The organism is Enterobacter sp. 04-C-12-SI-ECC (genome assembly GCF_047530715.1).
GTDB classification, from domain to species: Bacteria; Pseudomonadota; Gammaproteobacteria; order Enterobacterales; family Enterobacteriaceae; genus Enterobacter; species Enterobacter bugandensis.
Genome location: NZ_JBLKDI010000005.1, coordinates 68,687 through 90,740, shown reverse-complemented (window position 1 = coordinate 90,740; position 22,054 = coordinate 68,687). Strand labels below are relative to the sequence as shown.

The window sequence follows — 22,054 nt, the reverse complement described above, 5'->3', positions numbered from 1 at the left end:
CGGGCCCGGTGACTGGTTGCTACACCAGCGAAGCAGGCCGGGGGCAACAGTATTACAGCCGAAATGGACTGAAAAGAGGTGAAATGCAGTTTCATCCTTTTACATTCGAAACTGGATGGCGGCTCGTAAACACAAAATATGAGCTTGCGGATCTGCATACTCAGGAGCATTATTCATGCCGAGTGCATTGCCGCAAATCTGCCAACCCGGTGTGCTACCACCGCAAGGCAACAAATAAACCGCTATCAGGCGGTTTTTTTGTCCCCAAAATTCACCTCGCCTCCCCGCTACACCATGCTTAACGATTCAGCAAATTTTTTAATGTTGCTTTTTTGTAAACGGATTAACACTGTGCAGAAATCCTGCTATGCTGCCCGACGCGGTATCGGGCATTTACCCTACAAACTGCTGTCTCACAGGAGCGTGAAGAGAACGCCCGCCGCATATGACAATGAGAGCGAGGAGAACCGTCGTGCTAGAAGAATACCGTAAGCACGTAGCAGAACGTGCCGCCGAGGGAATTGTACCCAAACCTTTAGATGCAACCCAAATGGCCGCGCTCGTCGAGCTGCTGAAGAACCCGCCTAAGGGCGAAGAAGAATTCCTGTTAGATCTGTTGATCAACCGCGTACCGCCTGGCGTAGATGAAGCTGCCTACGTAAAAGCCGGATTCCTTGCTGCTATCGCCAAAGGCGAAGCCACCTCCCCACTGGTTACTCCTGAAAAAGCCATTGAACTGCTCGGCACCATGCAGGGTGGTTACAACATTCATCCGCTGATTGACGCGCTGGATAACGACAAGCTGGCACCGATTGCCGCTAAAGCGCTCTCTTCCACGCTGCTGATGTTCGATAACTTCTACGACGTAGAAGAAAAAGCCAAAGCGGGCAACGTCTATGCGAAGCAGGTGATGCAGTCCTGGGCCGATGCCGAATGGTTCCTTAACCGCCCTGCGCTGGCGGAAAAAATTACCGTGACCGTCTTTAAGGTGACCGGTGAAACCAACACCGATGACCTGTCTCCGGCACCGGACGCGTGGTCTCGTCCAGATATTCCGCTGCACGCCCTGGCGATGCTGAAAAACGCCCGTGAAGGCATTGAGCCGGATCAGCCGGGCACTGTTGGCCCGATCAAGCAGATCGAAGCGCTTCAGAAGAAAGGTTTCCCACTGGCCTACGTCGGTGACGTTGTGGGTACCGGCTCTTCCCGTAAGTCCGCCACCAACTCCGTACTGTGGTTCATGGGCGACGATATTCCGCACGTGCCGAACAAGCGCGGCGGCGGCCTGTGCCTCGGTGGCAAAATTGCACCGATCTTCTTCAACACCATGGAAGATGCGGGCGCGCTGCCAATTGAAGTGGATGTGAGCAACCTGAACATGGGCGACGTGATTGACGTCTATCCGTATAAAGGCGAAGTGCGCAACCACGAAACCAACGAGCTGCTGGCAAGCTTCGAACTGAAAACCGACGTGCTGATTGACGAAGTGCGTGCCGGTGGCCGTATTCCGCTGATCATCGGTCGCGGCCTGACCACCAAAGCGCGTGAAGCGCTGGGACTGCCGCACTCCGACGTTTTCCGTCACGCGAAAGACGTGGCAGAAAGCAACCGCGGCTTCTCGCTGGCACAGAAAATGGTGGGTCGTGCCTGCGGCGTCGCCGGTATTCGCCCTGGCGCATACTGCGAGCCGAAGATGACCTCCGTGGGCTCTCAGGACACCACTGGCCCAATGACCCGTGACGAACTGAAAGACCTGGCGTGCCTGGGCTTCTCTTCTGACCTGGTGATGCAGTCCTTCTGCCACACGGCGGCCTATCCGAAGCCGGTTGACGTGACCACGCACCACACGCTGCCAGACTTCATCATGAACCGCGGCGGCGTGTCACTGCGTCCGGGTGACGGCGTCATCCACTCCTGGCTGAACCGCATGCTGCTGCCTGATACCGTGGGTACCGGCGGTGATTCTCATACCCGTTTCCCAATCGGTATCTCCTTCCCGGCGGGCTCCGGCCTGGTGGCGTTTGCTGCAGCCACCGGCGTAATGCCGCTGGACATGCCTGAATCCGTGCTGGTGCGCTTCAAGGGCAAAATGCAGCCGGGCATCACCCTGCGCGACCTGGTTCACGCGATCCCGCTGTATGCCATCAAACAGGGCCTGCTGACCGTTGAGAAGAAAGGCAAGAAAAACATCTTCTCTGGCCGTATCCTGGAAATTGAAGGTCTGCCGGATCTGAAAGTGGAGCAGGCGTTCGAGCTGACCGACGCCTCCGCCGAGCGTTCTGCGGCTGGCTGTACCATCAAGCTGAACAAAGAGCCGATCGTTGAGTATCTGACTTCCAACATCGTGCTGCTGAAGTGGATGATCGCAGAAGGCTACGGCGATCGTCGTACGCTGGAGCGTCGTATTCAGGGTATGGAGAAATGGCTGGCGGATCCGCAACTGCTGGAAGCTGACGCAGACGCAGAGTACGCAGCGGTGATCGACATCGATCTGGCGGATATTAAAGAGCCAATCCTCTGTGCGCCGAACGATCCGGACGATGCGCGTCTGCTCTCTGACGTGCAGGGCGATAAGATCGACGAAGTGTTCATCGGCTCCTGCATGACCAACATCGGCCACTTCCGCGCCGCCGGTAAGCTGCTGGATACCCATAAAGGCCAGCTGCCGACCCGCCTGTGGGTGGCACCGCCAACCCGTATGGACGCGGCTCAGTTGACCGAAGAGGGTTACTACAGCGTGTTCGGTAAGAGCGGGGCGCGTATCGAAATCCCTGGCTGTTCCCTGTGTATGGGCAACCAGGCGCGCGTGGCCGACGGTGCGACGGTGGTTTCCACCTCTACCCGTAACTTCCCGAACCGTTTAGGTACTGGTGCGAACGTCTACCTGGCCTCTGCGGAGCTGGCGGCGGTTGCGGCGCTGATTGGCAAACTGCCAACGCCGGAAGAGTACCAGACCTTCGTGGCGCAGGTGGATAAGACGGCGGTGGATACCTATCGCTATCTGAACTTCGACCAGCTTTCTCAGTACACCGAGAAGGCTGACGGGGTGATCTTCCAGACGGCGGTATAATCAGCAAAACCGTCTCTACGAGACGGTTTTTAGTATTTGCGCCCTCTCCCGTGGGAGAGGGACGGGGTGAGGGCATCAGGCCGCAGGGTCTTGCTCTCACCTTTTTATTTTCATTCCTCCACCTCTCCCGCTTTTTTTCTTTCCCTCTGCTGCGATAATTACCCTAATGGCTTTGCAGAGGAAAACGCTATGGATTACGAATTTTTGCGCGACATCACCGGCGTGGTGAAAGTGCGCATGTCGATGGGGCACGAAGCCGTTGGACATTGGTTTAACGAAGAGGTGAAAGAAAATCTCGCCCTTCTTGATGAAGTCGAACAGGCGGCAAATACGGTGAAAGGCAGCGAGCGCTCCTGGCAACGTGCCGGGCATGAGTACACCCTGTGGATGGACGGCGAAGAGGTGATGGTGCGCGCCAACCAGCTTGAGTTTTCAGGGGATGAGATTGAAGAGGGGATGAGCTACTACGACGAAGAGAGCCTGTCGCTGTGCGGCGTGGAAGACTTCCTGCAGGTAGTGAATGCCTACCGTGAGTTTATGAAACAGAAGTAACTCCCCGAAGCGTCCCTGCTCCGGGCAACACTTACACGGCCGGAATATTGCGGCCGTAGTAGATTTCGCGCATCTCTTTCCAGAGCAGGTCGGTGATGACCTTGCGCTCTTCTTCACTTAAATCTTCCGGCTTCGTGTGGAACATGTAGTGCTTAAGGTCGAACTCCTTAAGCATCATCTTGGTATGGAAGATGTTTTCCTGGTACACGTTCACGTCCATCATGTCATACAGCGATTTCATGTCCTCGGACATAAAGTTCTGAATGGAGTTGATCTCGTGGTCGATGAAGTGCTTCATGCCGTTGATATCACGGGTAAAACCGCGCACGCGATAATCAATCGTGACGATGTCCGACTCCAGCTGGTGGATTAAATAGTTCAGCGCGTTCAGCGGGGAAATCACGCCGCAGGTCGACACTTCAATATCCGCGCGGAACGTGCACAGCCCGCCTTCCGGGTGGCTTTCCGGGTAGGTGTGAACGCAGATATGGCTTTTGTCGAGGTGGGCGACGACCACTTCCGGCAGCGGACCCGGGTGCTCGGTTTTGTCGATAAGCTGCGGGTCGACCGGCTCTTCGCTGACCAGAATGGTGACGCTGGCACCCTGGGGCTCATAATCCTGTCGGGCGATGTTCAGAATATTGGCACCGATGATCGAGCAGGTTTCTGACAGGATCTCGGTCAGACGGTTGGCGTTGTAGAGTTCATCGATATAGGCGATGTAACCATCGCGTTCTTCCGCTGTTTTGGCATAGCAGATATCGTAAATACAAAAACTCAGGCTTTTAGTCAGGTTGTTAAAGCCATGTAGTTTAAGCTTTTTCAATTAGCTCACCCCCTTAGTGGATAATGCGTCTTGCAGGTACTGCGGCAGAGCAAACGCTGCGGTATGAATAGCCGGATTGTAGTAGCGGCACGTGAGCCCGGCCTGATGGAAGCGGGCCTGGATTATTTCGGTAGAGAGATGACGCAGCACGTCGTTATCCGTTGCCCATGCAAAGGTCATGATCCCGCCGTAATAGGTTGGAATGGCCGCCTGATAGAAGCTGACGTCACCGAAATAGGTGCTGAGCTTGCGATGGCTGTCGAGGGCTTCATCCTGCTGCAGGAAGCAGACGCCATTTTGTGCGACGAAGATACCGCCAGGGTTCAGGCAGCGCTTGCAGCCTTCGTAGAACGAGGAGGTAAACAGCGACGCGCCAGGGCCGATGGGGTCGGTGCAGTCAGAGATAATCACGTCGAAGGTCTGCGTGGTCTGGTTAACAAAGTTAACGCCGTCGTCGATAACCAGATTAAAGCGCGGATCGTCATAGCTGCCGGCATTATGGTTGGGCAGATACTGGCGGCAGAAAGAGACCACGCCCGCATCGATCTCAACCATGGTGATGGTTTCAATGGAACGATGACGTGAAACCTCGCGCAGCATTGCGCCGTCGCCGCCGCCGATAATCAGAACATGCTTCGCGTGTCCGTGGGCCAGCAGCGGAACGTGGGTCATCATCTCATGATAGATAAACTCGTCGCGCTCGGTCGTTTGCACAACGCCATCCAGGGCCATCACGCGGCCAAAGGCGGCGTTTTCGAAGATGATCAGATCCTGGTGATCCGTTTTCTCATGATAGAGCACGTTATCAACGGCAAAGTACTGACCAAACTGGTCATGCAGTGTTTCATGCCACAACGTGTGGTCGGCCATACGCGGACTCCTCCTTTGTTAACATCCGTAACGCTCACAAAAAATGAGCGAAACATGATAGCTAACTATAACCGTGGTTGCACGGGTATAGGTTGAACAGGGGGCGTCGGGAAGGTTATTTCACGTAGGCGAGCAGGCTGAGCGAATCGCGGGCCAGCGCTTTGCATTTTTTAGCCGTGGGAATGCCAATACCGCTCAAGTCACGGTAGCTGTCTTCACCGAGCGCCTTCATGTCAAAGCTGTCGTAATTGCTGAGATCCCACTGGTTCTGCTGGGCGAAAAAGACCAGCGCGCGGCGAATTTGCCCGTTGGGTAAATTCTGGTAGCCACAATCATTTTTCAGGAATACAAAAACCGCCGTTAAATCGGCCATATCTTCCGCTTCATTTTCACTGAGCGCATAGCTGTTCGCACACATTGCCATCAGGCTTCCGAACAAAATTGTCCTGAAAAACGTCTTCATTGCTTCTACCACTTCTTCACGGAAAATTAACGTTAGCACACTTGATGCCAGTGCGACGATCTTTATTATTGCCGCTTTACTTGACCTTCCGGTAAGGGGAGGGTTTATGCTCAAAAGATCGCCTGCTGGAAATAAGGAAATGAACATGCAACGTCGTGATTTTTTAAAATATTCCGCTGTGCTGGGGGTTGCCAGCGCATTACCACTCTGGAGCCGCGCGGTTTTTGCGGCTGAAAGGCCTGCCTTACCCATTCCTGATTTACTGACCGCAGACGCCCGTAGCCGTATTCAGCTCGTTGTTCAGGCCGGTAAAACCTCCTTCGGCGGGCACAGCGCCACAACCTGGGGCTACAACGGCAATCTGCTCGGCCCGGCGCTTCAGTTACGCAAAGGGAAAGCGGTGACGGTGGATATCCACAATACGCTTGCCGAGGAGACCACGCTGCACTGGCACGGGCTGGAAGTCCCGGGAGAAGTGGATGGTGGTCCCCAGGGTGTTATCAAGCCTGGGGGAAAACGCAGCGTAACCTTTACCCCTGACCAGCGGGCGGCAACCTGCTGGTTCCACCCGCATCAGCACGGCAAAACGGGCCATCAGGTGGCAATGGGGCTGGCCGGACTGGTGTTGATTGAGGATGACGAAAGCCGTCTCCTGCGCCTGCCAAAACAGTGGGGTATCGACGATGTGCCGGTGATTGTGCAGGACAAAAAATTCAGCGCTGACGGGCAGATTGACTACCAGCTGGACGTGATGAGCGCGGCGGTCGGCTGGTTTGGCGATACGCTGCTGGCCAACGGTGCGATCTATCCGCAGCACGCCGCCCCGAAAGGCTGGCTGCGCCTGCGCTTGCTTAACGGCTGTAACGCCCGCTCGCTGAACTTCGCCACCAGCGATAAGCGCCCGCTTTACGTGGTGGCAAGCGACGGCGGCCTGCTGCCAGAACCGGTAAAAGTGAGCGAGCTGCCGATGCTGATGGGCGAACGCTTCGAAGTGCTGGTGGACATCAGTGACGGCAAGCCGTTTGACCTGGTAACGCTGCCTGTCAGCCAGATGGGGATGGCCGTCGCGCCGTTTGATAAACCGCATCCGGTGTTGCGCATTCAGCCACTACAGATCACCGCCTCCGGTACGCTGCCGGACACCTTAGCCACGCTGCCAGCTCTCCCGTCGCTGGATGGGCTCACGCAGCGTAAGCTTCAGCTCTCCATGGACCCGATGCTCGACATGATGGGCATGCAGGCGCTGATGAAAAAGTATGGCAATCAGGCCATGGCGGGAATGCACCACGGCCAGATGATGGGCCACATGAATATGGACCACGGCAAAATGGGCGGTATGGATCACGGCGGTCACGGGTTCGATTTCCACAACGCCAACAAGATCAACGGCAAAGCGTTCGATATGAACACGCCGATGTTTGCCGCCACGAAGGGGCAGTTTGAGCGCTGGGTGGTTTCAGGGGAAGGGGACATGATGCTGCACCCGTTCCATATCCACGGCACGCAGTTCCGTATTCTGTCTGAGAACGGTAAAGCGCCGGAAGCGCATCGAGCAGGCTGGAAAGATACGGTGAGAGTGGAAGGCGGCGTCAGCGAGGTGCTGGTGAAGTTCGACCACGAAGCGCCTGAAGAGTTTGCCTATATGGCGCACTGTCATCTGCTGGAGCATGAAGATACGGGGATGATGCTCGGTTTTACCGTATAAAAAAAGCCGGGTGGCGGCTTCGCCTTACCCGGCCTGCATTGCTAAAAACGGCAACTTTCGTTGCCGTTTTGCTTTTATTTGCCTTCGTCCGGCAATGCATACGCGACAATATAGTCGCCCATCTTCGTACCAAACGAACCGTGACCACCCGCAGAAATGACAACGTACTGCTTGCCATTCACTTCATAGGTCATCGGCGTTGCCTGTCCACCGGCCGGCAGACGGCCTTGCCACAGTTTTTCACCGTTGGTCATGTTATACGCGCGCAGGTAGTTATCTGCGGTTGCCGCGATGAACAGCACGTTACCGGCTGTGGAGATTGGACCACCCAGCATTGGCATACCCATATTGAACGGCACTGGAATCGGCATCGGGAACGGCATGCTGTCCTGTGGGGTACCAATACGTTTTTTCCAGACGATCTGGTTGGTTTTCAGATCCAGACCGGAGATGTAACCCCAGGCTGGCTGTTTACACGGCAGACCAAACGGAGACAGGAACGGGTTCAGGGTAACGCCAAACGGTACGCCATACTGCGGCTGGATACCGGCTTCGGTCCCGCTGCCTTTCGCGTCTTTCGGCTGCTCCATCGGGTTACCCGGACCGCGTGGGATCAGACGGGAAACGAACGGCAGCGCCATTGGGTTGGCAATCGCCACCTGACGGTTAGGGTCGACGGAAATACCGCCCCACTCAAACATTCCCAGGTTGCCCGGGAAGACCAGCGTACCCTGCTCAGACGGCGGCGTGAAGATGCCCTCATAGCGCAGCTGATGGAACATCACGCGGCACACCAGCTGGTCAAACATGGTGGCACCCCACATGTCTGCACCGCTGAGGTCTTTCTTCGGACGGAAGCTCAGGTCAGAGAACGGCTGGGTTTTGCTGACGTAATCGCCTTTGGCCGCACCCTGCGGAACCGGTTTTTCCGGGGCAGGCACAACCAGCTTACCGTTGCTGCGATCCAGCACGAAGATGTTGCCGGTTTTAGCCGGAGCGTAAATGACCGGCACGGTTTTACCGTTAACGGTAATGTCCGCCAGCGTCGGCTGGGACGGCATATCCATATCCCACAGATCGTGGTGAACGGTCTGATAGCTCCACGCCAGCTTACCGGTGGTTGCGTTCAGCGCCAGGATAGCGCTCGCATAACGTTCCTGCTCCGGCGTGCGGTTACCGCCCCAGATATCCGGCGTTGATACGCCCATCGGCAGGTAGACCAGGTCCAGCTTCGCGTCATACGCGGCTGGTGCCCAGGAGTTCGGCGAGTTGAAGGTAAAGGTGTGCTCGTCAGACGGGATTGCGTTTGGATCTTTCGCGCCCGGGTCGAAAGCCCACAGCAGTTTACCGGTGTTCACGTCGAAACCACGGATAACGCCGGAGGTTTCACGCGTAGAGAAGTTATCCGTTACCGAACCGGCAATCACGATGGTTTTATCGGTGATGATTGGCGGGGAGGTTGGCTCATACAGACCCGGCGTGGTGTCCGGCATGTTGGTCTGCAGGTTCAGAATGCCTTTGTTGGCGAAGGTTTCGCACAGCTTGCCGGTCTCAGCGTTGATGGCAAACAGACGGCCATCGTTCACCGGCAGCATAATGCGGCGAGGACAGTCGGCAATGACTTCCGGGCTGGCATTATCGGCGCGCGCTTCGTGGTAAGAGACGCCGCGGCAGGTGACATGCTGGAAGGACGGGTTGGAGTTCAGCTGTGGATCAAAGTGCCATTTCTCTTTACCGGTAGCCGCATCGAGCGCGAACAGACGCTGGTGCGCCGTACACAGGTAGAGCATATCGCCGACTTTAATTGGCGTCACTTCATTGGTCAGTTCACCCGGATCGTTCGGCATCTTCAGGTCGCCGGTACGGAATACCCAGGCTTCTTTCAGGTTCTTAACGTTGTCCGCGTTGATCTGCTTCAGCGGGGAGTAGCGTTGACCTTCCTGGTTACGGCCATAAGCAGGCCAGTCACCGTCAGCGACCTGCGAGATAGCTGCCGCAGGCGTGGACTCCGCGTTCAGCGTACCGTTGATCTCCTGCGGGTCGTTAAAGCCAGCCCAGGTGAGAATGCCGCCGCTGATTAACAGCGCCACCAGCAGGGCTGCAACGGCACCGCTGGAAGGGACAATCAGGCGGCGCCAGACAAACGGCAGGATCAGCCAGATACCGAAGAAGACCAGGATGTCGCTGCGCGGCGTCAGGGCCCAGAAATCGAAACCGACTTCCCAGACGCCCCAGAGCATGGTGGCAAGAAGGAGGGCGGCATACAGCCACAGTGCGGATTGTTTTCTACGCCAGAGCAGGACGGTTACGCCAAGCATAACCAGGCCCGCAATCGGGTAGTACCAGGAGCCGCCGATCGCGACCAGCCAGACGCCACCGATTAACAGGTACAGGCCGCAGAAGGCGGCGAATAGCGCTGTTAGTGTCACCAGTAGACGCGGCTGTTTAGTGTTTGTTTCAGCCATAGAAAGTGTACTCGTCAGTTTTTGTTAATAATTTGCTAGCAACTAATTATAGGTGTTAACAAGTGTGATCGGAATCACAATATTTGCTTTTTATAACTCATACGCCAGGCTTATCCATTTACTGATATAATGGCTGGCTTGCGTATCGATGCCGGAGCAAGATTCATCCGCATTGAAAGATTTTCATCAAAATCATTTGGTTAGTAATATGAAACATACTGTTGAAGTGATGATCCCGGAAGCCGAGATCAAAGCGCGTATCGCCGAACTGGGTCGTCAAATCACCGAGCATTACAAGGACAGCGGCAGCGAAATGGTGCTGGTTGGTCTGCTGCGCGGTTCTTTCATGTTCATGGCAGACCTGTGCCGTGAAGTGCAGGTACCGCACGAGGTCGATTTTATGACCGCTTCCAGCTACGGCAGCGGCATGTCCACAACCCGTGATGTGAAAATCCTGAAAGATCTGGATGAAGATATTCGTGGCAAAGATGTGTTGATCGTTGAGGACATTATCGACTCCGGCAACACCCTTTCAAAGGTGCGCGAGATCCTGAGCCTGCGCGAGCCGAAATCGCTGGCGATTTGTACGCTGCTGGATAAACCGGAGCGTCGTGAAGTGCAGGTGCCGGTGGAGTTTGTCGGTTTCTCCATCCCGGACGAGTTCGTGGTGGGTTACGGCATTGATTACGCGCAGCGTTATCGTCATCTGCCGTATGTTGGGAAAGTGGTATTGCTGGACGAGTAATTGCGGGCTGATGCTCTCACTCCGACCCTCTCCCACGGGGAGAGGGCGAAAACCCCCGGCTTTATTTATGGTTCACATGCTTAAGCTTGAGGTTGGCAATCCCCGAACGGTAACGCTGCTCCAGCGTTTCGCGATTGGTGGCGGTGACTTCCAGATTGCGCAGCAGGCCATCGTGAATACCGTACGCCCAGCCGTGGATTGATACCTTCTGCCCGCGTTTCCACGCCGACTGCATGATGGTCGAATGCCCAAGGTTATATACCTGCTCCATCACGTTCAGCTCGCACAGCGTGTCCATGCGTCGCTCCTGCGGCATTTCGCCGAGCAGTGAACTATGTTTGAACCAGATATCGCGGATGTGCAGCAGCCAGTTATCAATTAAACCCAGTTCCGGGTTTTCAACCGCCGCCTGCACGCCGCCGCAGCCGTAGTGGCCGCAAATAATGATGTGCTCGACTTCCAGGACGTCAACGGCATACTGAACCACGGAAAGGCAGTTGAGATCGGTATGAATCACCAGGTTGGCGACGTTGCGGTGAACAAACAGTTCGCCGGGCTCAAGGCCGGTCAGGCGCTCGGCAGGTACGCGGCTGTCTGAACAGCCAATCCAGAGAAAGCGCGGGTTCTGGGCTTGTGCGAGTTTTCCAAAAAATCCGGGATCTTCCTCCACCAGCATTTTTGACCATAGTGCATTGTTGCTAATGAGTGTATCTATGTCGTTCATGGAGGTTAGCGACCTGTAACCAAGTAATTGCGTTGCGCTACTATATGGTAACCCGACTTTTAATGAAACCACACAACGTGTGTAAGAACTGAAGGTAAGTTAAATTCATGGCAATTGCACTGGAGCTTGAGCAGCTTAAAAAAACCTATCCGGGTGGCGTTCAGGCGCTACGCGGGATAGACCTAAAAGTAGAGGCCGGGGATTTTTACGCGCTTCTGGGGCCGAACGGGGCGGGGAAATCCACCACCATCGGGATCATCAGCTCGCTGGTGAATAAAACGTCCGGACGGGTGAGCGTCTTTGGTTACGACCTGCAAAAAGATGTGGTAAACGCCAAGCGCCAGCTGGGGCTGGTACCGCAGGAGTTCAACTTCAACCCGTTTGAGACGGTGCAGCAGATTGTCGTTAACCAGGCGGGTTATTACGGCGTTGAGCGTAAAGAGGCGCTTGAGCGTAGCGAAAAGTACCTGAAACAGCTCGATCTGTGGGAAAAGCGTAACGAACGTGCGCGGATGTTGTCCGGGGGGATGAAGCGCCGCCTGATGATTGCCCGCGCGCTGATGCACGAGCCGAAGCTGCTGATCCTTGATGAACCCACCGCAGGCGTGGATATCGAACTGCGTCGTTCTATGTGGGGTTTCCTAAAGGATCTTAACGACAAAGGCACCACCATCATTTTGACCACCCACTACCTTGAAGAAGCAGAGATGCTGTGCCGCAACATCGGCATCATTCAGCACGGCGAGCTGGTGGAGAACACCTCGATGAAGGATCTGCTCTCCAAGCTGAAATCCGAAACGTTTATTCTCGATCTGGCGGCAAAAAGCCCGCTACCGAAGCTTGAAGGATACCAGTATCGCCTGGTGGATACCTCAACGCTGGAAGTGGAAGTGCTGCGCGAGCAGGGGATCAACAGCGTGTTCTCCCAGCTGAGCGCGCAGGGGATTCAGGTTTTAAGCATGCGTAACAAAGCGAACCGACTGGAAGAGCTGTTTGTCTCTCTGGTGCAGGATAAACAAGGAGACAAGGCATGACGCATCTTTATTGGGTCGCGCTGAAAAGTATCTGGGCGAAAGAGATAAACCGATTTATGCGTATCTGGGTGCAAACCCTGGTACCGCCGGTCATCACCATGACGCTCTATTTCATCATATTCGGCAACCTGATTGGTTCCCGCATTGGTGAGATGCACGGTTTTACCTATATGCAGTTTATCGTGCCGGGCCTGATTATGATGGCGGTGATCACCAACGCCTACGCAAACGTGGCCTCGTCGTTCTTTAGCGCTAAGTTCCAGCGTAATATTGAAGAGTTGCTGGTGGCGCCGGTGCCAACGCACGTCATCATAGCCGGTTACGTGGGCGGCGGCGTGGCGCGCGGGCTGTGCGTGGGCATCCTGGTGACGGCGATTTCGCTGTTCTTCGTGCCGTTCCAGGTGCACTCGTGGCTGTTCGTGGCGCTGACTCTGCTGCTGACGGCAATTCTGTTCTCGCTGGCCGGTCTGCTGAATGCGGTGTTCGCTAAAACGTTTGACGACATCAGCCTGATCCCGACCTTTGTGCTGACGCCGCTGACCTATCTCGGCGGGGTGTTCTACTCCCTGACGCTGCTGCCGCCGTTCTGGCAGGCGCTGTCGCATCTGAACCCGATCGTCTACATGATCAGCGGCTTCCGCTTTGGCTTCCTCGGTATTACCGATGTTCCGCTGTTTACCACGGTGGCGGTGCTGGTGGTATTCATCATCGCCTTCTACCTGCTGTGCTGGTATCTGATCCAGCGCGGGCGCGGTCTGCGTAGTTAACCCTCTGCCCGGCGACGCTCTGGTTGCCGGGCACTTTCTTTGACGGTTATCACCGTAAGCAAACCTTCACTCCGCTAAACTACTTGCCTGCTAAGGAGAGAGTTATGCTGGGATGGGTGATCACCTGCCACGATGAACGAGCGCAGGACATGCTGGATAAGCTTGAGGCCAAATTTGGCCCGCTGGCGCAATGCCGGGTGGTTAACTACTGGCGCGGGTTGAGCACCAACATGCTCAGCCGGATGATGTGCGATGCCCTGCATGAAACGGATACCGGTGATGGGGTGATTTTTCTTACCGATAAATCCGGTGCCGCGCCTTACCGGGCCGCGGCGTTGCTTAGCCACAAGCATAATAACTGTGAAGTAATCTCCGGTATCAGCCTGCCTTTACTCGAAGCCCTCTATCCGCTTCGCGCCTCATTGAGCAGCGCAGAGTTTCGGCACGCTATCGTGGCGGAGGGCCAGCCGGAGGTGAGCAGCCTGTGGCACCAGCAGCAGAAAAACCCGCCTTTCGTTCTGCTTCACGATCTGTATAAGCATTAAACATTGGTATTGATGTCGCTTTTGCTACAATGGCGACTGATTTCCCGTGTCGATTTATATCCTATGTTCATGCGCGTGTTCTTTCTCCTTTTGCTGCTGGTTTCCGGCGGGGCGTCTGCCAGCCTGATAAGTCAGCAAGGGCTTCCTGCTCAATATATGCAAACCACTGAGGATGCTGCCATCTGGGCTCAGGTAGGTAACTCCGTGGTTAATGTGGGCAATATTCGCGCAGGGCAGATCATCGCGGTCTTTCCCGCGGCGGCGGATTATTACGAATTTCGCTTCGGGTTCGGTACCGGCTTTATTGATAAAGACCACCTTGAGAAAGTGCAGGGTAAGCAACGCGTTGAGGACAGCCTGGGCGACCTGAACAAGCCGCTCAGTAACCAGAACCTCATCACCTGGAAAGATACGCCCGTCTATAACGCGCCCAATAGCGGAAGCGCGCCCTTTGGCATCCTGAGCGCCAACCTGCGCTATCCCATTCTGAATAAACTCAAAGACCGCCTGAACCAGACCTGGTATCAGATCCGCATCGGCAACCGCCTGGCGTGGATAAGCAGCCTGGACGCGCAGGAAGATAACGGCATTCCGGTTCTGACCTATCACCATATCCTGCGCGATGAGGAGAACACCCGTTTTCGTCATACCTCCACCACCACCAGCGTGCGCGCGTTCAGCAACCAGATGACCTGGCTTCGCGACCAGGGGTACACCTCGCTGACGATGTATCAGCTGGAAGGCTACGTGCGCAACAAAATGAACCTGCCCGCGAAGGCGGTGGTGATTACATTTGACGACGGCCTGAAGTCGGTGAGCCGTTACGCGTATCCTGTGCTGAAAGAGTATGGCTTCAACGCGACGGCGTTTATCATTTCGTCACGTATTAAAGGCCATCCGCAGAAGTGGGATCCTAAATCGCTGCAGTTTATGAGCGTTCAGGAAATCAAAGGCATTCAGGATGTGTTCGACATTCAGTCGCACACTCACTTCCTGCACCGCGTGGACGGGTATAAACACCCGATCTTACTGAGCCGCAGCTATCACGTGATCCTGTTTGATTTTGAGCGTTCTCGTCGCGCGCTGTCACAGTTCAACCCGCGTGTGCTCTACCTTTCTTATCCCTTTGGCGGCTATGACAATAAGGCGATCAAGGCGGCGAATGATGCCGGTTTCCATCTGGCCGTGACCACGGTGAAGGGGAAGGTGAAGCCGGGGGATAATCCGTTCTTACTGAAACGACTCTATATCTTAAGAACGGATTCGCTGGAGACGATGTCGCGGCTGATCAGCAATCAGCCGCAGGGATAAACATCAGGCAACCTGAACCGGAATCGCCTTTGCGGTGCGCTTCATTTCATTGTCGCCTTCGAAGTAGGCCACTTTAGGCTGCCAGCGGCGGGCTTCTTCGTCAGACATCATCACGAAGCTGGCGATGATCACAATGTCGCCCACGTCCGCACAGTGCGCCGCAGCGCCGTTAACGGAGATGATTTTAGAACCGCGCTCGGCGGCAATCGCATAAGTAGAGAAGCGTTTACCGTTGTTCACGTTCCAGATATCAATCGCTTCGTTTTCAAGGATACCCGCCGCGTCGAGAAAATCCTGGTCAATGGCGCAGGAGCCTTCATAGTGCAGGTCGGCCTGCGTGACTTTCACACGGTGAAGCTTACCTTGCAGCATTTTGCGAATCATTACGTTTACCTTTAATTATCAAGGGTGAAGAACTACGCCAGCTCAACCACTTTATTGTCAATCAGGCGTGCCTGGCCGAGCCATGCCGCCACCAGGATGACTGCGCGCTTGCTGTTCTGAGTTAATTCCAGCAGCGTATCAGCATCACGAATTTGTACGTCGTCAGCACGAAGGCCCTTATCGTTAAGCGCCTGCTCGGCAAGGGCAATAATCTCTTCTGCTGTTAACTCTTTTGCCAGCATCTGCTCTGCCATGGTGTTCATAACCTTGCTCAGGCCCGGCGCGATTTTACGCTGTTCGGCGGTCAGGTAACCATTCCGCGAGCTGAGCGCCAGACCGTCTTTCGCACGCACAATCGGTACGCCGACGATCTCGATATCATATCCCATGTCGGCGACCATCTTGCGGATCAGCGCCAGCTGCTGGAAATCTTTCTCACCGAAGCAGGCAACGTCCGGCTGCACCAGGTTAAATAGCTTGCTGACGATGGTGGAGACTCCGCGGAAGTGGCCCGGACGGCTGGCGCCTTCGAGCATGGTGGAAATGCCCGGGACGTCAACGTAGGTCGCCTCTTCGGTACCCTGCGGATAAACGTCCGCCGGTGCAGGTGAGAAGACGATATCCGCGTGGCGTTTTTTGAGCTTCTCGCAATCTTCCTGCAGGGTGCGCGGATAGCGTGCCAGATCGTCGGCGCGGTCAAACTGCATGGGGTTCACGAAGATACTGACCACCACGATATCTGCTCGCGCACGGGCTTCGTCGACGAGCTTCATGTGGCCATCATGCAGATTGCCCATGGTCGGGACCAGTGCGATACGTTTACCTTCCTGTCGCGCGCGGCGGATATGCTGGCGAAGCAGCGGCAGGGTTTCAATGATTAGCACAACGAGACTCCTTAATGGAAACTGTGTTCTTCACCCGGGTAAACACCGGATTCAACGTCGGCAATATACTGCCTGACCGCAGCGCGCATGTCGCCCGCTTCAGTGAGGAAATTTTTGGCAAATTTCGGGATATGCCCGCCAGTAATACCAAAGGCGTCGTGCATCACCAGAATCTGACCGTCGGTCACGTTGCCTGCACCAATACCAATCACCGGAATGGAGAGTGCGTCGGTGATGCGTTTCGCCAGCTCAACCGGCACGCACTCCAGCACCAGCAGCTGGGCGCCTGCGGCTTCCAGCGCCAGGGCATCCTCAAACAGCGTCTGCGCCGCGTCGCCGCGGCCCTGCACCTTATACCCGCCAAAGATGTTGACGGACTGCGGGGTCAGGCCCAAATGACCACACACCGGCACGGCGCGTTCGGTGAGCATTTTCACCGTCTCCACCAGCCAGGCGCCGCCTTCAATTTTGACCATGTTAGCGCCAGCGCGCATCACTGCCGCCGCGTTTTCAAATGCCTGCTCTGGCGTGGCATAGGCCATAAATGGCAAGTCGGAAAGCAGAAGGCAGCCTGGCGCACCGCGGCGTACCGCACGGGTGTGATATGCAATATCTTCGACCGTGACCGGCAGGGTGGAATCATGTCCTTGTACCGTCATCCCTAACGAATCTCCGACCAGCATGACGTTGATCCCCTCTTCGGCAAACAGTTTGGCGAAGCTGTAGTCATACGCGGTGATGGTGGCGAAGCGTTTTTTTTCCTGTTTGCATTTCTGCAGTAAGGAGATGGTGGTTGGTTTCATACTGTTTCCTGATAGCCCAAAAGCGAATCTTTGCGCATTCTAACAGTAACATTCGAGGGAACAATGATTTTAGGCAACCGATTAACCACAATTATTTTGTGGTCAACCGGTGAGGGAAGAGGATCACCAGCGAGCGGGTCTTTCCGCGTTCAGGTTGTCCAGAACGGCCTTGAGCGGGATGTCTTCCGGGAAGGTGAGATCGGGCGCCACTTCAAAGAGCGGCCAGAGCATAAAGCCACGATTTTTCATGTCGTAATGCGGTACGGTGAGGCGTTCAGTGTTAATCACCTCATGGCCGAACAGCATAATATCGAGATCAAGCGTGCGCGGCCCCCAGCGTTCGGCTTTGCGTACGCGCCCCTGCTGCAGTTCGATGCGCTGAGTGTTGTCCAGCAGCGTTTCGGCATCGAGGGATGTTTCCAGCACCACGGCGGCGTTCAGATAATCAGGTTGATCCTGCGGGCCTAGCGGCGGCGTGCGGTAAAAGGAGGAGACCGCCACGATACGGCTTTGCGGGATCTCACCCAGCGCCTGTACGGCAGCATTCACCTGCTCCAGCGGAGAGGCTAAATTGCTGCCGATGGCGATATACGCAAGGGTCATGCTGTCCCTTCACGACGCGGTGCGCGTTTGCGCGGACGACGATGACGGCGACGCGGGGCAGGTTCTTCATCCAGCCCGGTCAGCATATCTTTCTGCTCCGGCGGGGCGGAAACCTGGAATTCGGCCCACCACTGCGCCAGGCGCTGCAGCTCCTGATTGCGTTCAGTTTCCGCACGCAGCGACAGCAGGTCGAAGGCGGCGCGGAACTTTGGATGCTCCATCAGCTTCCAGGCACGTTTGCCCTGACGGCGGGACATGCGCAGCTGAAGCTGCCAGATGTCGCGCACCAACGTAGTAATACGTTTTGGGATAGCCAGCGTGCGGCACCCTTCGTCCAATACATCGTTCGCGGCCAGCGCGAAGGCATCGTAATAGGCGAGGCCGCTCTCCTGGGTGATTCTTTGAGCCGTTTCCAGCAGCGGGTACCAGAACATTGCCGCAAACAGGAATGCCGGGTTCACGCGCATATCGTTATGGATGCGGGTGTCAGTATTTTTCAGCACCTGCGCAATCATCCGCTCCATTGGGCTGTCACCGTTTTCGGTGAAGTAACGGGTAATGGTCGGGAACAGAGGCTGGAACAGGTTGTATTCGCGCAGCAGATTGTAGGTTTCGAACCCGTAGCCGGCCTGCAGCAGCTTCAGCGCCTCTTCAAACAGGCGGGCAGGCGGCACGTCGTTAATCAGCGTCGCCAGACGCGGGATCGGCTCTGCGGTTTCCGGGCTGATGCGCATGTTCAGCTTGGCGGCAAAACGCACGGCGCGCAGCATGCGCACCGGATCTTCACGATAGCGCGTTTCCGGCGTGCCGATCAGGCGGATCAGACCCTCTTTCAGGTCCTGCATGCCGCCGACGTAATCACGCACGGTGAAATCTGCCACGCTGTAATAAAGGCTGTTGATGGTGAAGTCGCGACGCTGGGCATCTTCTTCGATAGAGCCGAAGATATTGTCGCGCAGCAGCATACCGTTCTGGCCGCGCTGTGACGTGGTGCGGTCGGATGCACCCGCTTCGTGGTGGCCGCGGAAGGTCGCCACTTCGATGATTTCCGGCCCAAACATCACGTGAGCCAGACGGAAACGGCGGCCAACGAGACGGCAGTTGCGGAATAATTTACGCACCTGCTCGGGCGTGGCGCTGGTCGTCACGTCGAAATCTTTCGGTTTTTTGCCCAGCAGTAAATCACGCACCCCACCGCCAACGAGATAGGCCTCGTAGCCCGCTTTATTCAGACGATAGAGTACCTTGAGGGCATTTTCACTGATATCTTTGCGGGAAATATTGTGCTGCTCACGCGGAATAACCGACATGTGTGGCTGTGCAATAGCGTCGTTCGCCATGCTCTCTTCGCGGCTTAGCACTTTACGGCAAAAATTAGCGACTCGGGTAAAAATGGTACACCTCGTAGTGTGTTTTGTTATGAAAAAAGCGGCTAATCATAGCTCAGCGCAACGCATTTGAGAATGCTGGATTTTCGGCACCGCCGCGAGCGTCCAGTTGGCAATGGCTATTTTCAGCAATTCGTCAATGCGCAGATCCTGCCATTCGTTGGTTACATTCTGGTTGAGAAATCGCAGCGCGTCGATCAAAACAGGACGCGGATCGCCGTCTGGCAGGGCCGGGGCGTGGTTCTGCTTGGAGAGCTTAACGCCCTGCGTATTGACCGCCAGCGGCAGATGAATGTAATCCGGTGCCGTCCAGCCAAACTGATGATAAAGCGAGATTTGCCGTACGGTCGGTTCGACCAGGTCCGCCCCGCGCACAATTTCCGTCACGCCCTGGAAACGATCGTCGACGACCACCGCCAGGTTATACGCAAACAGACCATCACGACGGTGAATAATAAAATCTTCACATGCCAGACGTTCATCCGCCCTAATCTCACCGGAGAGCCGATCGTGGAAGCGAGTGACGGGCGCGCGCTGTAGCAAGCGTACGGCGGCATTTTTCGGGGGAAGATTCAGCGTGCGGCAGCGGCCGTCATACACACCTCCCACGCTCTGGATACGCGCGCGGGTGCAGGTGCAGTTATAGGAGAGCCCCTGAGCGCTGAGCCAGGCCAGACGTTCCCGATAAGCCTCATGACGTTGTGACTGCCACAGAACGTCGCCGTCCCAGTGAAGACCGTAATGTTCCAGCTGACGCAGAATGGTGTCTGCAGCACCGGGAACTTCACGCGGAGGGTCAATATCTTCGATGCGGACGAGCCATTTACCCTGACTGGCGCGAGCCTGCAGGTAGCTGCCAAGCGCGGCAATTAATGAGCCGAAGTGTAATTCACCGGAAGGGGATGGCGCAAAGCGCCCGATATAGTGTGATTCAGACATATCAACAGTAACAAGGCGGGAGAGACTCCCGCCTTTGAAGTGTATAAACAGCGCTGGCGTTAGCCGGCCATCTGTTTTTCGCGGATTTCGGCCAGCGTTTTACAGTCGATGCACAGATCGGCGGTTGGACGCGCTTCCAGGCGACGAATACCGATTTCAACACCGCAGGATTCGCAGTAGCCAAAATCTTCGTCTTCGACTTTTTTCAGCGTTTTCTCGATCTTTTTGATCAGTTTGCGTTCGCGGTCACGGTTACGCAGTTCGAGGCTGAACTCTTCTTCCTGAGCGGCACGGTCTACCGGATCCGGGAAGTTAGCAGCTTCATCCTGCATATGCGAAACGGTGCGATCCACTTCATCCCTGAGTTGATTACGCCATGCTTCAAGAATACGCTTGAAGTGCGACAGCTGGGCTTCGTTCATATACTCTTCGCCCGGCTTCTCTTGATACGGCTCCACCCCAGCGATGGCGAGAATACTCAGGGACGATGTTTTACGGTTTTGCCCTTCTTGCATGTTGCTTCTCCTTAACACGCACTATCGATCCCCGTGTTGGGGGAAAAATCAGGTCGCTATAAATAGCAGATGCTTTTCCGTATGGCAATTATCTAAACGTAACACTTGACAAGCCTGTGAGGAAAAGCGTATTTGCGCACGCGGCCAGAACACTTATTCATCAATCGTCTAATCCCTTATAAGACAATGGGAAGAGACGATCTCAGAGTCATATTATCGGCAGAAAGTTCCGCTTTATAAGCTAAAACCTCTACCCCCTGCTTTTGTGCCTCATTCAACAGTTGTGCGTATTTAGGATCGATATGGCGGGCAGGGGAAAACCGTTCAATCGCTGTATGCAACACCGCAAACAGCAATACGGCGCGTTTGCCCGCCGCCGCAACACTCATTAGCTCTCGCAGATGCTTCTGCCCGCGTAGCGTTACCGCATCCGGAAAGAAGCCGTTTTCCTGTTCCGCTAACGTCACTGATTTTACTTCAATATAGCACTCCGGCCTGTCTTCCGCCTGTAACATGAAGTCAATTCTGCTGCCTTCATCGCCGTATTTCACTTCTGTTTTATGCGTACCGTAACCCACCAGTTCGGGAATGGCGCCATTGGTCAGCGCTTCCTTAACCAGCTGATTTGCACGTAGAGTATTAACACAAATAAACGCCCCGTTTTGCGTTTCGGTTATTTCCCAGGTATGGGGATATTTGCGTTTAGTATTTTCTGAAGTGGAATACCAGACCGTGTCACCCGGCGCGGCGCAACCGGTCATGGCGCCGGTGTTGGGGCAGTGCAAGGTGAGCTCTTCGCCTTCCGGCGTCACCACGTCGGCGAGGAAGCGTTTGTAGCGTTGGATCAGCGTCGCGGACTGGAGTGCAGGACTAAACTTCATCGGAATTCCTTGTGGTGTCGCCCAACGTCCAGCGCTGTAGCGGCCTGTAGCGGGTGCGTCCCCGTGCAAAGACGGATTCATAAAGCGCGAATTCATTAACCGGAAAAGCCCAGTGAAAACCCGGCGGCGGAATGGCAACGGCCTGACCGGCATCGCGCAGCAGCGTGACGTGCGGATGAAACGGCTGCGGGCTCTGGTAACAGCCGCTGCGCGCTGCCTGCGCGCGCAACATATTGGCGAGCTGTAACAACCCGCGCGGCGGCTGGCGCGTACCCAGCCAGACCACGCGCGAACGCAGCCACTGACCCGCATCGTCAAGGTGCAGCGTAAACGCCGGCTGGACAATACGCCCGGCCATGGCGGCTAATGCCCGCTGTTTTTCGGCGCTCACGTCACCCAAAAAGGCCAGCGTCAGGTGCAGGTTTGCCGCCGCAACGGGCCGGCCCGCTTCCGGCGGAAAATGTTCCGCGCGCCAGCGAACGATTTGCCGCTGTAGGGTGGTGGGCAATTCAATGGCAAAAAACAGCCGTTTCGACTCAGACATACGGGGGACTCGGTAATGATATGCGCCGATGCTACA

The 22,054-nt window shown here is 55.7% G+C and carries 22 protein-coding genes; 8 read left to right on the top strand and 14 right to left on the bottom strand.

The window, feature by feature from the left end; translation table 11 throughout:
- Nucleotides 1-472: 472 nt before the first annotated feature.
- A complete protein-coding gene (gene acnB / locus ACMWL8_RS10095) occupies nt 473-3,070 on the top strand; it encodes a bifunctional aconitate hydratase 2/2-methylisocitrate dehydratase (RefSeq protein ID WP_052682925.1) in 2,598 nt (865 codons plus the stop codon).
- A 189-nt stretch (nt 3,071-3,259) separates the two neighbouring features.
- A complete protein-coding gene (gene yacL, locus ACMWL8_RS10090) occupies nt 3,260-3,622 on the top strand; it encodes a protein YacL (RefSeq protein ID WP_045259474.1) in 363 nt (120 codons plus the stop codon).
- Between the two features lie 31 nt (nt 3,623-3,653).
- On the opposite strand, the gene speD is transcribed toward yacL, so the two are convergent.
- From speD to ACMWL8_RS10075, 3 genes are all read right to left on the bottom strand, one after another.
- Nucleotides 3,654-4,448, bottom strand: coding sequence for an adenosylmethionine decarboxylase (speD, locus tag ACMWL8_RS10085; RefSeq protein ID WP_028015535.1), 795 nt, complete (start codon nt 4,446-4,448; stop codon nt 3,654-3,656).
- Nucleotides 4,449-5,318, bottom strand: a complete 870-nt coding sequence (gene speE / locus ACMWL8_RS10080; RefSeq protein ID WP_028015536.1) for a polyamine aminopropyltransferase — start codon at nt 5,316-5,318, stop codon at nt 4,449-4,451.
- A gap of 115 nt (nt 5,319-5,433) precedes the next feature.
- Nucleotides 5,434-5,781 (bottom strand): YacC family pilotin-like protein, encoded by a 348-nt coding sequence (locus tag ACMWL8_RS10075; RefSeq protein WP_014882582.1) that lies wholly within the window; start codon nt 5,779-5,781, stop codon nt 5,434-5,436.
- Between the two features lie 145 nt (nt 5,782-5,926).
- Here ACMWL8_RS10075 and cueO point away from each other — a divergent pair, with 145 nt between their 5' ends.
- The gene (gene cueO, locus ACMWL8_RS10070) at nt 5,927-7,486 is read left to right on the top strand and encodes a multicopper oxidase CueO (protein WP_045259475.1); all 1,560 of its coding nucleotides are present in this window, start codon (nt 5,927-5,929) and stop codon (nt 7,484-7,486) included.
- A gap of 74 nt (nt 7,487-7,560) precedes the next feature.
- On the opposite strand, the gene ACMWL8_RS10065 is transcribed toward cueO, so the two are convergent.
- Entirely contained in the window at nt 7,561-9,951 is a 2,391-nt protein-coding gene (locus ACMWL8_RS10065; RefSeq protein ID WP_045259476.1) for a glucose/quinate/shikimate family membrane-bound PQQ-dependent dehydrogenase, read from the bottom strand.
- Between the two features lie 208 nt (nt 9,952-10,159).
- Between ACMWL8_RS10065 and hpt the strand changes: the two genes are divergently transcribed.
- Nucleotides 10,160-10,696, top strand: a complete 537-nt coding sequence (gene hpt, locus ACMWL8_RS10060; RefSeq protein WP_032644976.1) for a hypoxanthine phosphoribosyltransferase — start codon at nt 10,160-10,162, stop codon at nt 10,694-10,696.
- A gap of 61 nt (nt 10,697-10,757) precedes the next feature.
- On the opposite strand, the gene can is transcribed toward hpt, so the two are convergent.
- Nucleotides 10,758-11,420 (bottom strand): carbonate dehydratase, encoded by a 663-nt coding sequence (gene can, locus ACMWL8_RS10055; RefSeq protein WP_014882586.1) that lies wholly within the window; start codon nt 11,418-11,420, stop codon nt 10,758-10,760.
- A 107-nt stretch (nt 11,421-11,527) separates the two neighbouring features.
- Here can and ACMWL8_RS10050 point away from each other — a divergent pair, with 107 nt between their 5' ends.
- The 4 genes from ACMWL8_RS10050 to ACMWL8_RS10035 all read left to right on the top strand — a co-directional run bounded on the left by ACMWL8_RS10050 (nt 11,528) and on the right by ACMWL8_RS10035 (nt 15,077).
- A complete protein-coding gene (locus ACMWL8_RS10050; RefSeq protein WP_028015540.1) occupies nt 11,528-12,454 on the top strand; it encodes an ABC transporter ATP-binding protein in 927 nt (308 codons plus the stop codon).
- Nucleotides 12,451-13,221 carry an ABC transporter permease gene (locus ACMWL8_RS10045; RefSeq protein ID WP_023334536.1) on the top strand — a complete coding sequence of 257 codons (771 nt, stop codon included), beginning with the start codon at nt 12,451-12,453 and terminating at the stop codon, nt 13,219-13,221. Before ACMWL8_RS10050 ends, ACMWL8_RS10045 begins: the two co-directional genes overlap by 4 nt.
- Nucleotides 13,222-13,325: 104 nt before the next feature.
- Nucleotides 13,326-13,766: a PTS sugar transporter subunit IIA gene (locus ACMWL8_RS10040; RefSeq protein ID WP_045259477.1), complete on the top strand. Its 441-nt coding sequence runs from the start codon at nt 13,326-13,328 to the stop codon at nt 13,764-13,766.
- Between the two features lie 63 nt (nt 13,767-13,829).
- Entirely contained in the window at nt 13,830-15,077 is a 1,248-nt protein-coding gene (locus ACMWL8_RS10035; RefSeq protein ID WP_045259478.1) for a polysaccharide deacetylase family protein, read from the top strand.
- Between the two features lie 3 nt (nt 15,078-15,080).
- Here ACMWL8_RS10035 and panD read toward each other — a convergent pair whose 3' ends face one another.
- The 9 genes from panD to thpR form a co-directional block, all read right to left on the bottom strand.
- The gene (gene panD, locus ACMWL8_RS10030) at nt 15,081-15,461 is read right to left on the bottom strand and encodes an aspartate 1-decarboxylase (protein ID WP_003856284.1); all 381 of its coding nucleotides are present in this window, start codon (nt 15,459-15,461) and stop codon (nt 15,081-15,083) included.
- A gap of 32 nt (nt 15,462-15,493) precedes the next feature.
- Nucleotides 15,494-16,345 carry a pantoate--beta-alanine ligase gene (gene panC, locus ACMWL8_RS10025; protein ID WP_008501942.1) on the bottom strand — a complete coding sequence of 284 codons (852 nt, stop codon included), beginning with the start codon at nt 16,343-16,345 and terminating at the stop codon, nt 15,494-15,496.
- Between the two features lie 11 nt (nt 16,346-16,356).
- Nucleotides 16,357-17,148, bottom strand: a complete 792-nt coding sequence (gene panB / locus ACMWL8_RS10020; protein WP_045259479.1) for a 3-methyl-2-oxobutanoate hydroxymethyltransferase — start codon at nt 17,146-17,148, stop codon at nt 16,357-16,359.
- A gap of 123 nt (nt 17,149-17,271) precedes the next feature.
- A complete protein-coding gene (gene folK, locus ACMWL8_RS10015; protein ID WP_045259480.1) occupies nt 17,272-17,751 on the bottom strand; it encodes a 2-amino-4-hydroxy-6-hydroxymethyldihydropteridine diphosphokinase in 480 nt (159 codons plus the stop codon).
- Entirely contained in the window at nt 17,748-19,145 is a 1,398-nt protein-coding gene (gene pcnB, locus ACMWL8_RS10010) for a polynucleotide adenylyltransferase PcnB (protein ID WP_028015552.1), read from the bottom strand. Before pcnB ends, folK begins: the two co-directional genes overlap by 4 nt.
- A 42-nt stretch (nt 19,146-19,187) precedes the next feature.
- The gene (gene gluQRS, locus ACMWL8_RS10005) at nt 19,188-20,078 is read right to left on the bottom strand and encodes a tRNA glutamyl-Q(34) synthetase GluQRS (RefSeq protein WP_045259481.1); all 891 of its coding nucleotides are present in this window, start codon (nt 20,076-20,078) and stop codon (nt 19,188-19,190) included.
- Between the two features lie 59 nt (nt 20,079-20,137).
- Entirely contained in the window at nt 20,138-20,593 is a 456-nt protein-coding gene (gene dksA, locus ACMWL8_RS10000) for an RNA polymerase-binding protein DksA (protein ID WP_013095632.1), read from the bottom strand.
- 176 nt (nt 20,594-20,769) lie between these two features.
- Nucleotides 20,770-21,474 (bottom strand): DNA/RNA nuclease SfsA, encoded by a 705-nt coding sequence (sfsA, locus tag ACMWL8_RS09995; protein ID WP_045259482.1) that lies wholly within the window; start codon nt 21,472-21,474, stop codon nt 20,770-20,772.
- Nucleotides 21,464-22,018: an RNA 2',3'-cyclic phosphodiesterase gene (gene thpR, locus ACMWL8_RS09990; RefSeq protein ID WP_045259483.1), complete on the bottom strand. Its 555-nt coding sequence runs from the start codon at nt 22,016-22,018 to the stop codon at nt 21,464-21,466. The genes sfsA and thpR overlap by 11 nt, the downstream gene beginning before the upstream one ends.
- Nucleotides 22,019-22,054 lie beyond the last annotated feature (36 nt).

Coding starts and splice junctions, on each gene's coding strand:
- yacL (WP_045259474.1), top strand. CDS start 3,260: ATGGATTACGAATTTTTGCGCGACATCACCGGCGTGGTGAAAGTGCGC.
- speE (WP_028015536.1), bottom strand. CDS start 5,318: ATGGCCGACCACACGTTGTGGCATGAAACACTGCATGACCAGTTTGGT.
- ACMWL8_RS10075 (WP_014882582.1), bottom strand. CDS start 5,781: ATGAAGACGTTTTTCAGGACAATTTTGTTCGGAAGCCTGATGGCAATG.
- cueO (WP_045259475.1), top strand. CDS start 5,927: ATGCAACGTCGTGATTTTTTAAAATATTCCGCTGTGCTGGGGGTTGCC.
- ACMWL8_RS10065 (WP_045259476.1), bottom strand. CDS start 9,951: ATGGCTGAAACAAACACTAAACAGCCGCGTCTACTGGTGACACTAACA.
- hpt (WP_032644976.1), top strand. CDS start 10,160: ATGAAACATACTGTTGAAGTGATGATCCCGGAAGCCGAGATCAAAGCG.
- can (WP_014882586.1), bottom strand. CDS start 11,420: ATGAACGACATAGATACACTCATTAGCAACAATGCACTATGGTCAAAA.
- ACMWL8_RS10050 (WP_028015540.1), top strand. CDS start 11,528: ATGGCAATTGCACTGGAGCTTGAGCAGCTTAAAAAAACCTATCCGGGT.
- ACMWL8_RS10045 (WP_023334536.1), top strand. CDS start 12,451: ATGACGCATCTTTATTGGGTCGCGCTGAAAAGTATCTGGGCGAAAGAG.
- ACMWL8_RS10040 (WP_045259477.1), top strand. CDS start 13,326: ATGCTGGGATGGGTGATCACCTGCCACGATGAACGAGCGCAGGACATG.
- ACMWL8_RS10035 (WP_045259478.1), top strand. CDS start 13,830: ATGTTCATGCGCGTGTTCTTTCTCCTTTTGCTGCTGGTTTCCGGCGGG.
- panD (WP_003856284.1), bottom strand. CDS start 15,461: ATGATTCGCAAAATGCTGCAAGGTAAGCTTCACCGTGTGAAAGTCACG.
- panB (WP_045259479.1), bottom strand. CDS start 17,148: ATGAAACCAACCACCATCTCCTTACTGCAGAAATGCAAACAGGAAAAA.
- folK (WP_045259480.1), bottom strand. CDS start 17,751: ATGACCCTTGCGTATATCGCCATCGGCAGCAATTTAGCCTCTCCGCTG.
- gluQRS (WP_045259481.1), bottom strand. CDS start 20,078: ATGTCTGAATCACACTATATCGGGCGCTTTGCGCCATCCCCTTCCGGT.
- dksA (WP_013095632.1), bottom strand. CDS start 20,593: ATGCAAGAAGGGCAAAACCGTAAAACATCGTCCCTGAGTATTCTCGCC.
- sfsA (WP_045259482.1), bottom strand. CDS start 21,474: ATGAAGTTTAGTCCTGCACTCCAGTCCGCGACGCTGATCCAACGCTAC.
- thpR (WP_045259483.1), bottom strand. CDS start 22,018: ATGTCTGAGTCGAAACGGCTGTTTTTTGCCATTGAATTGCCCACCACC.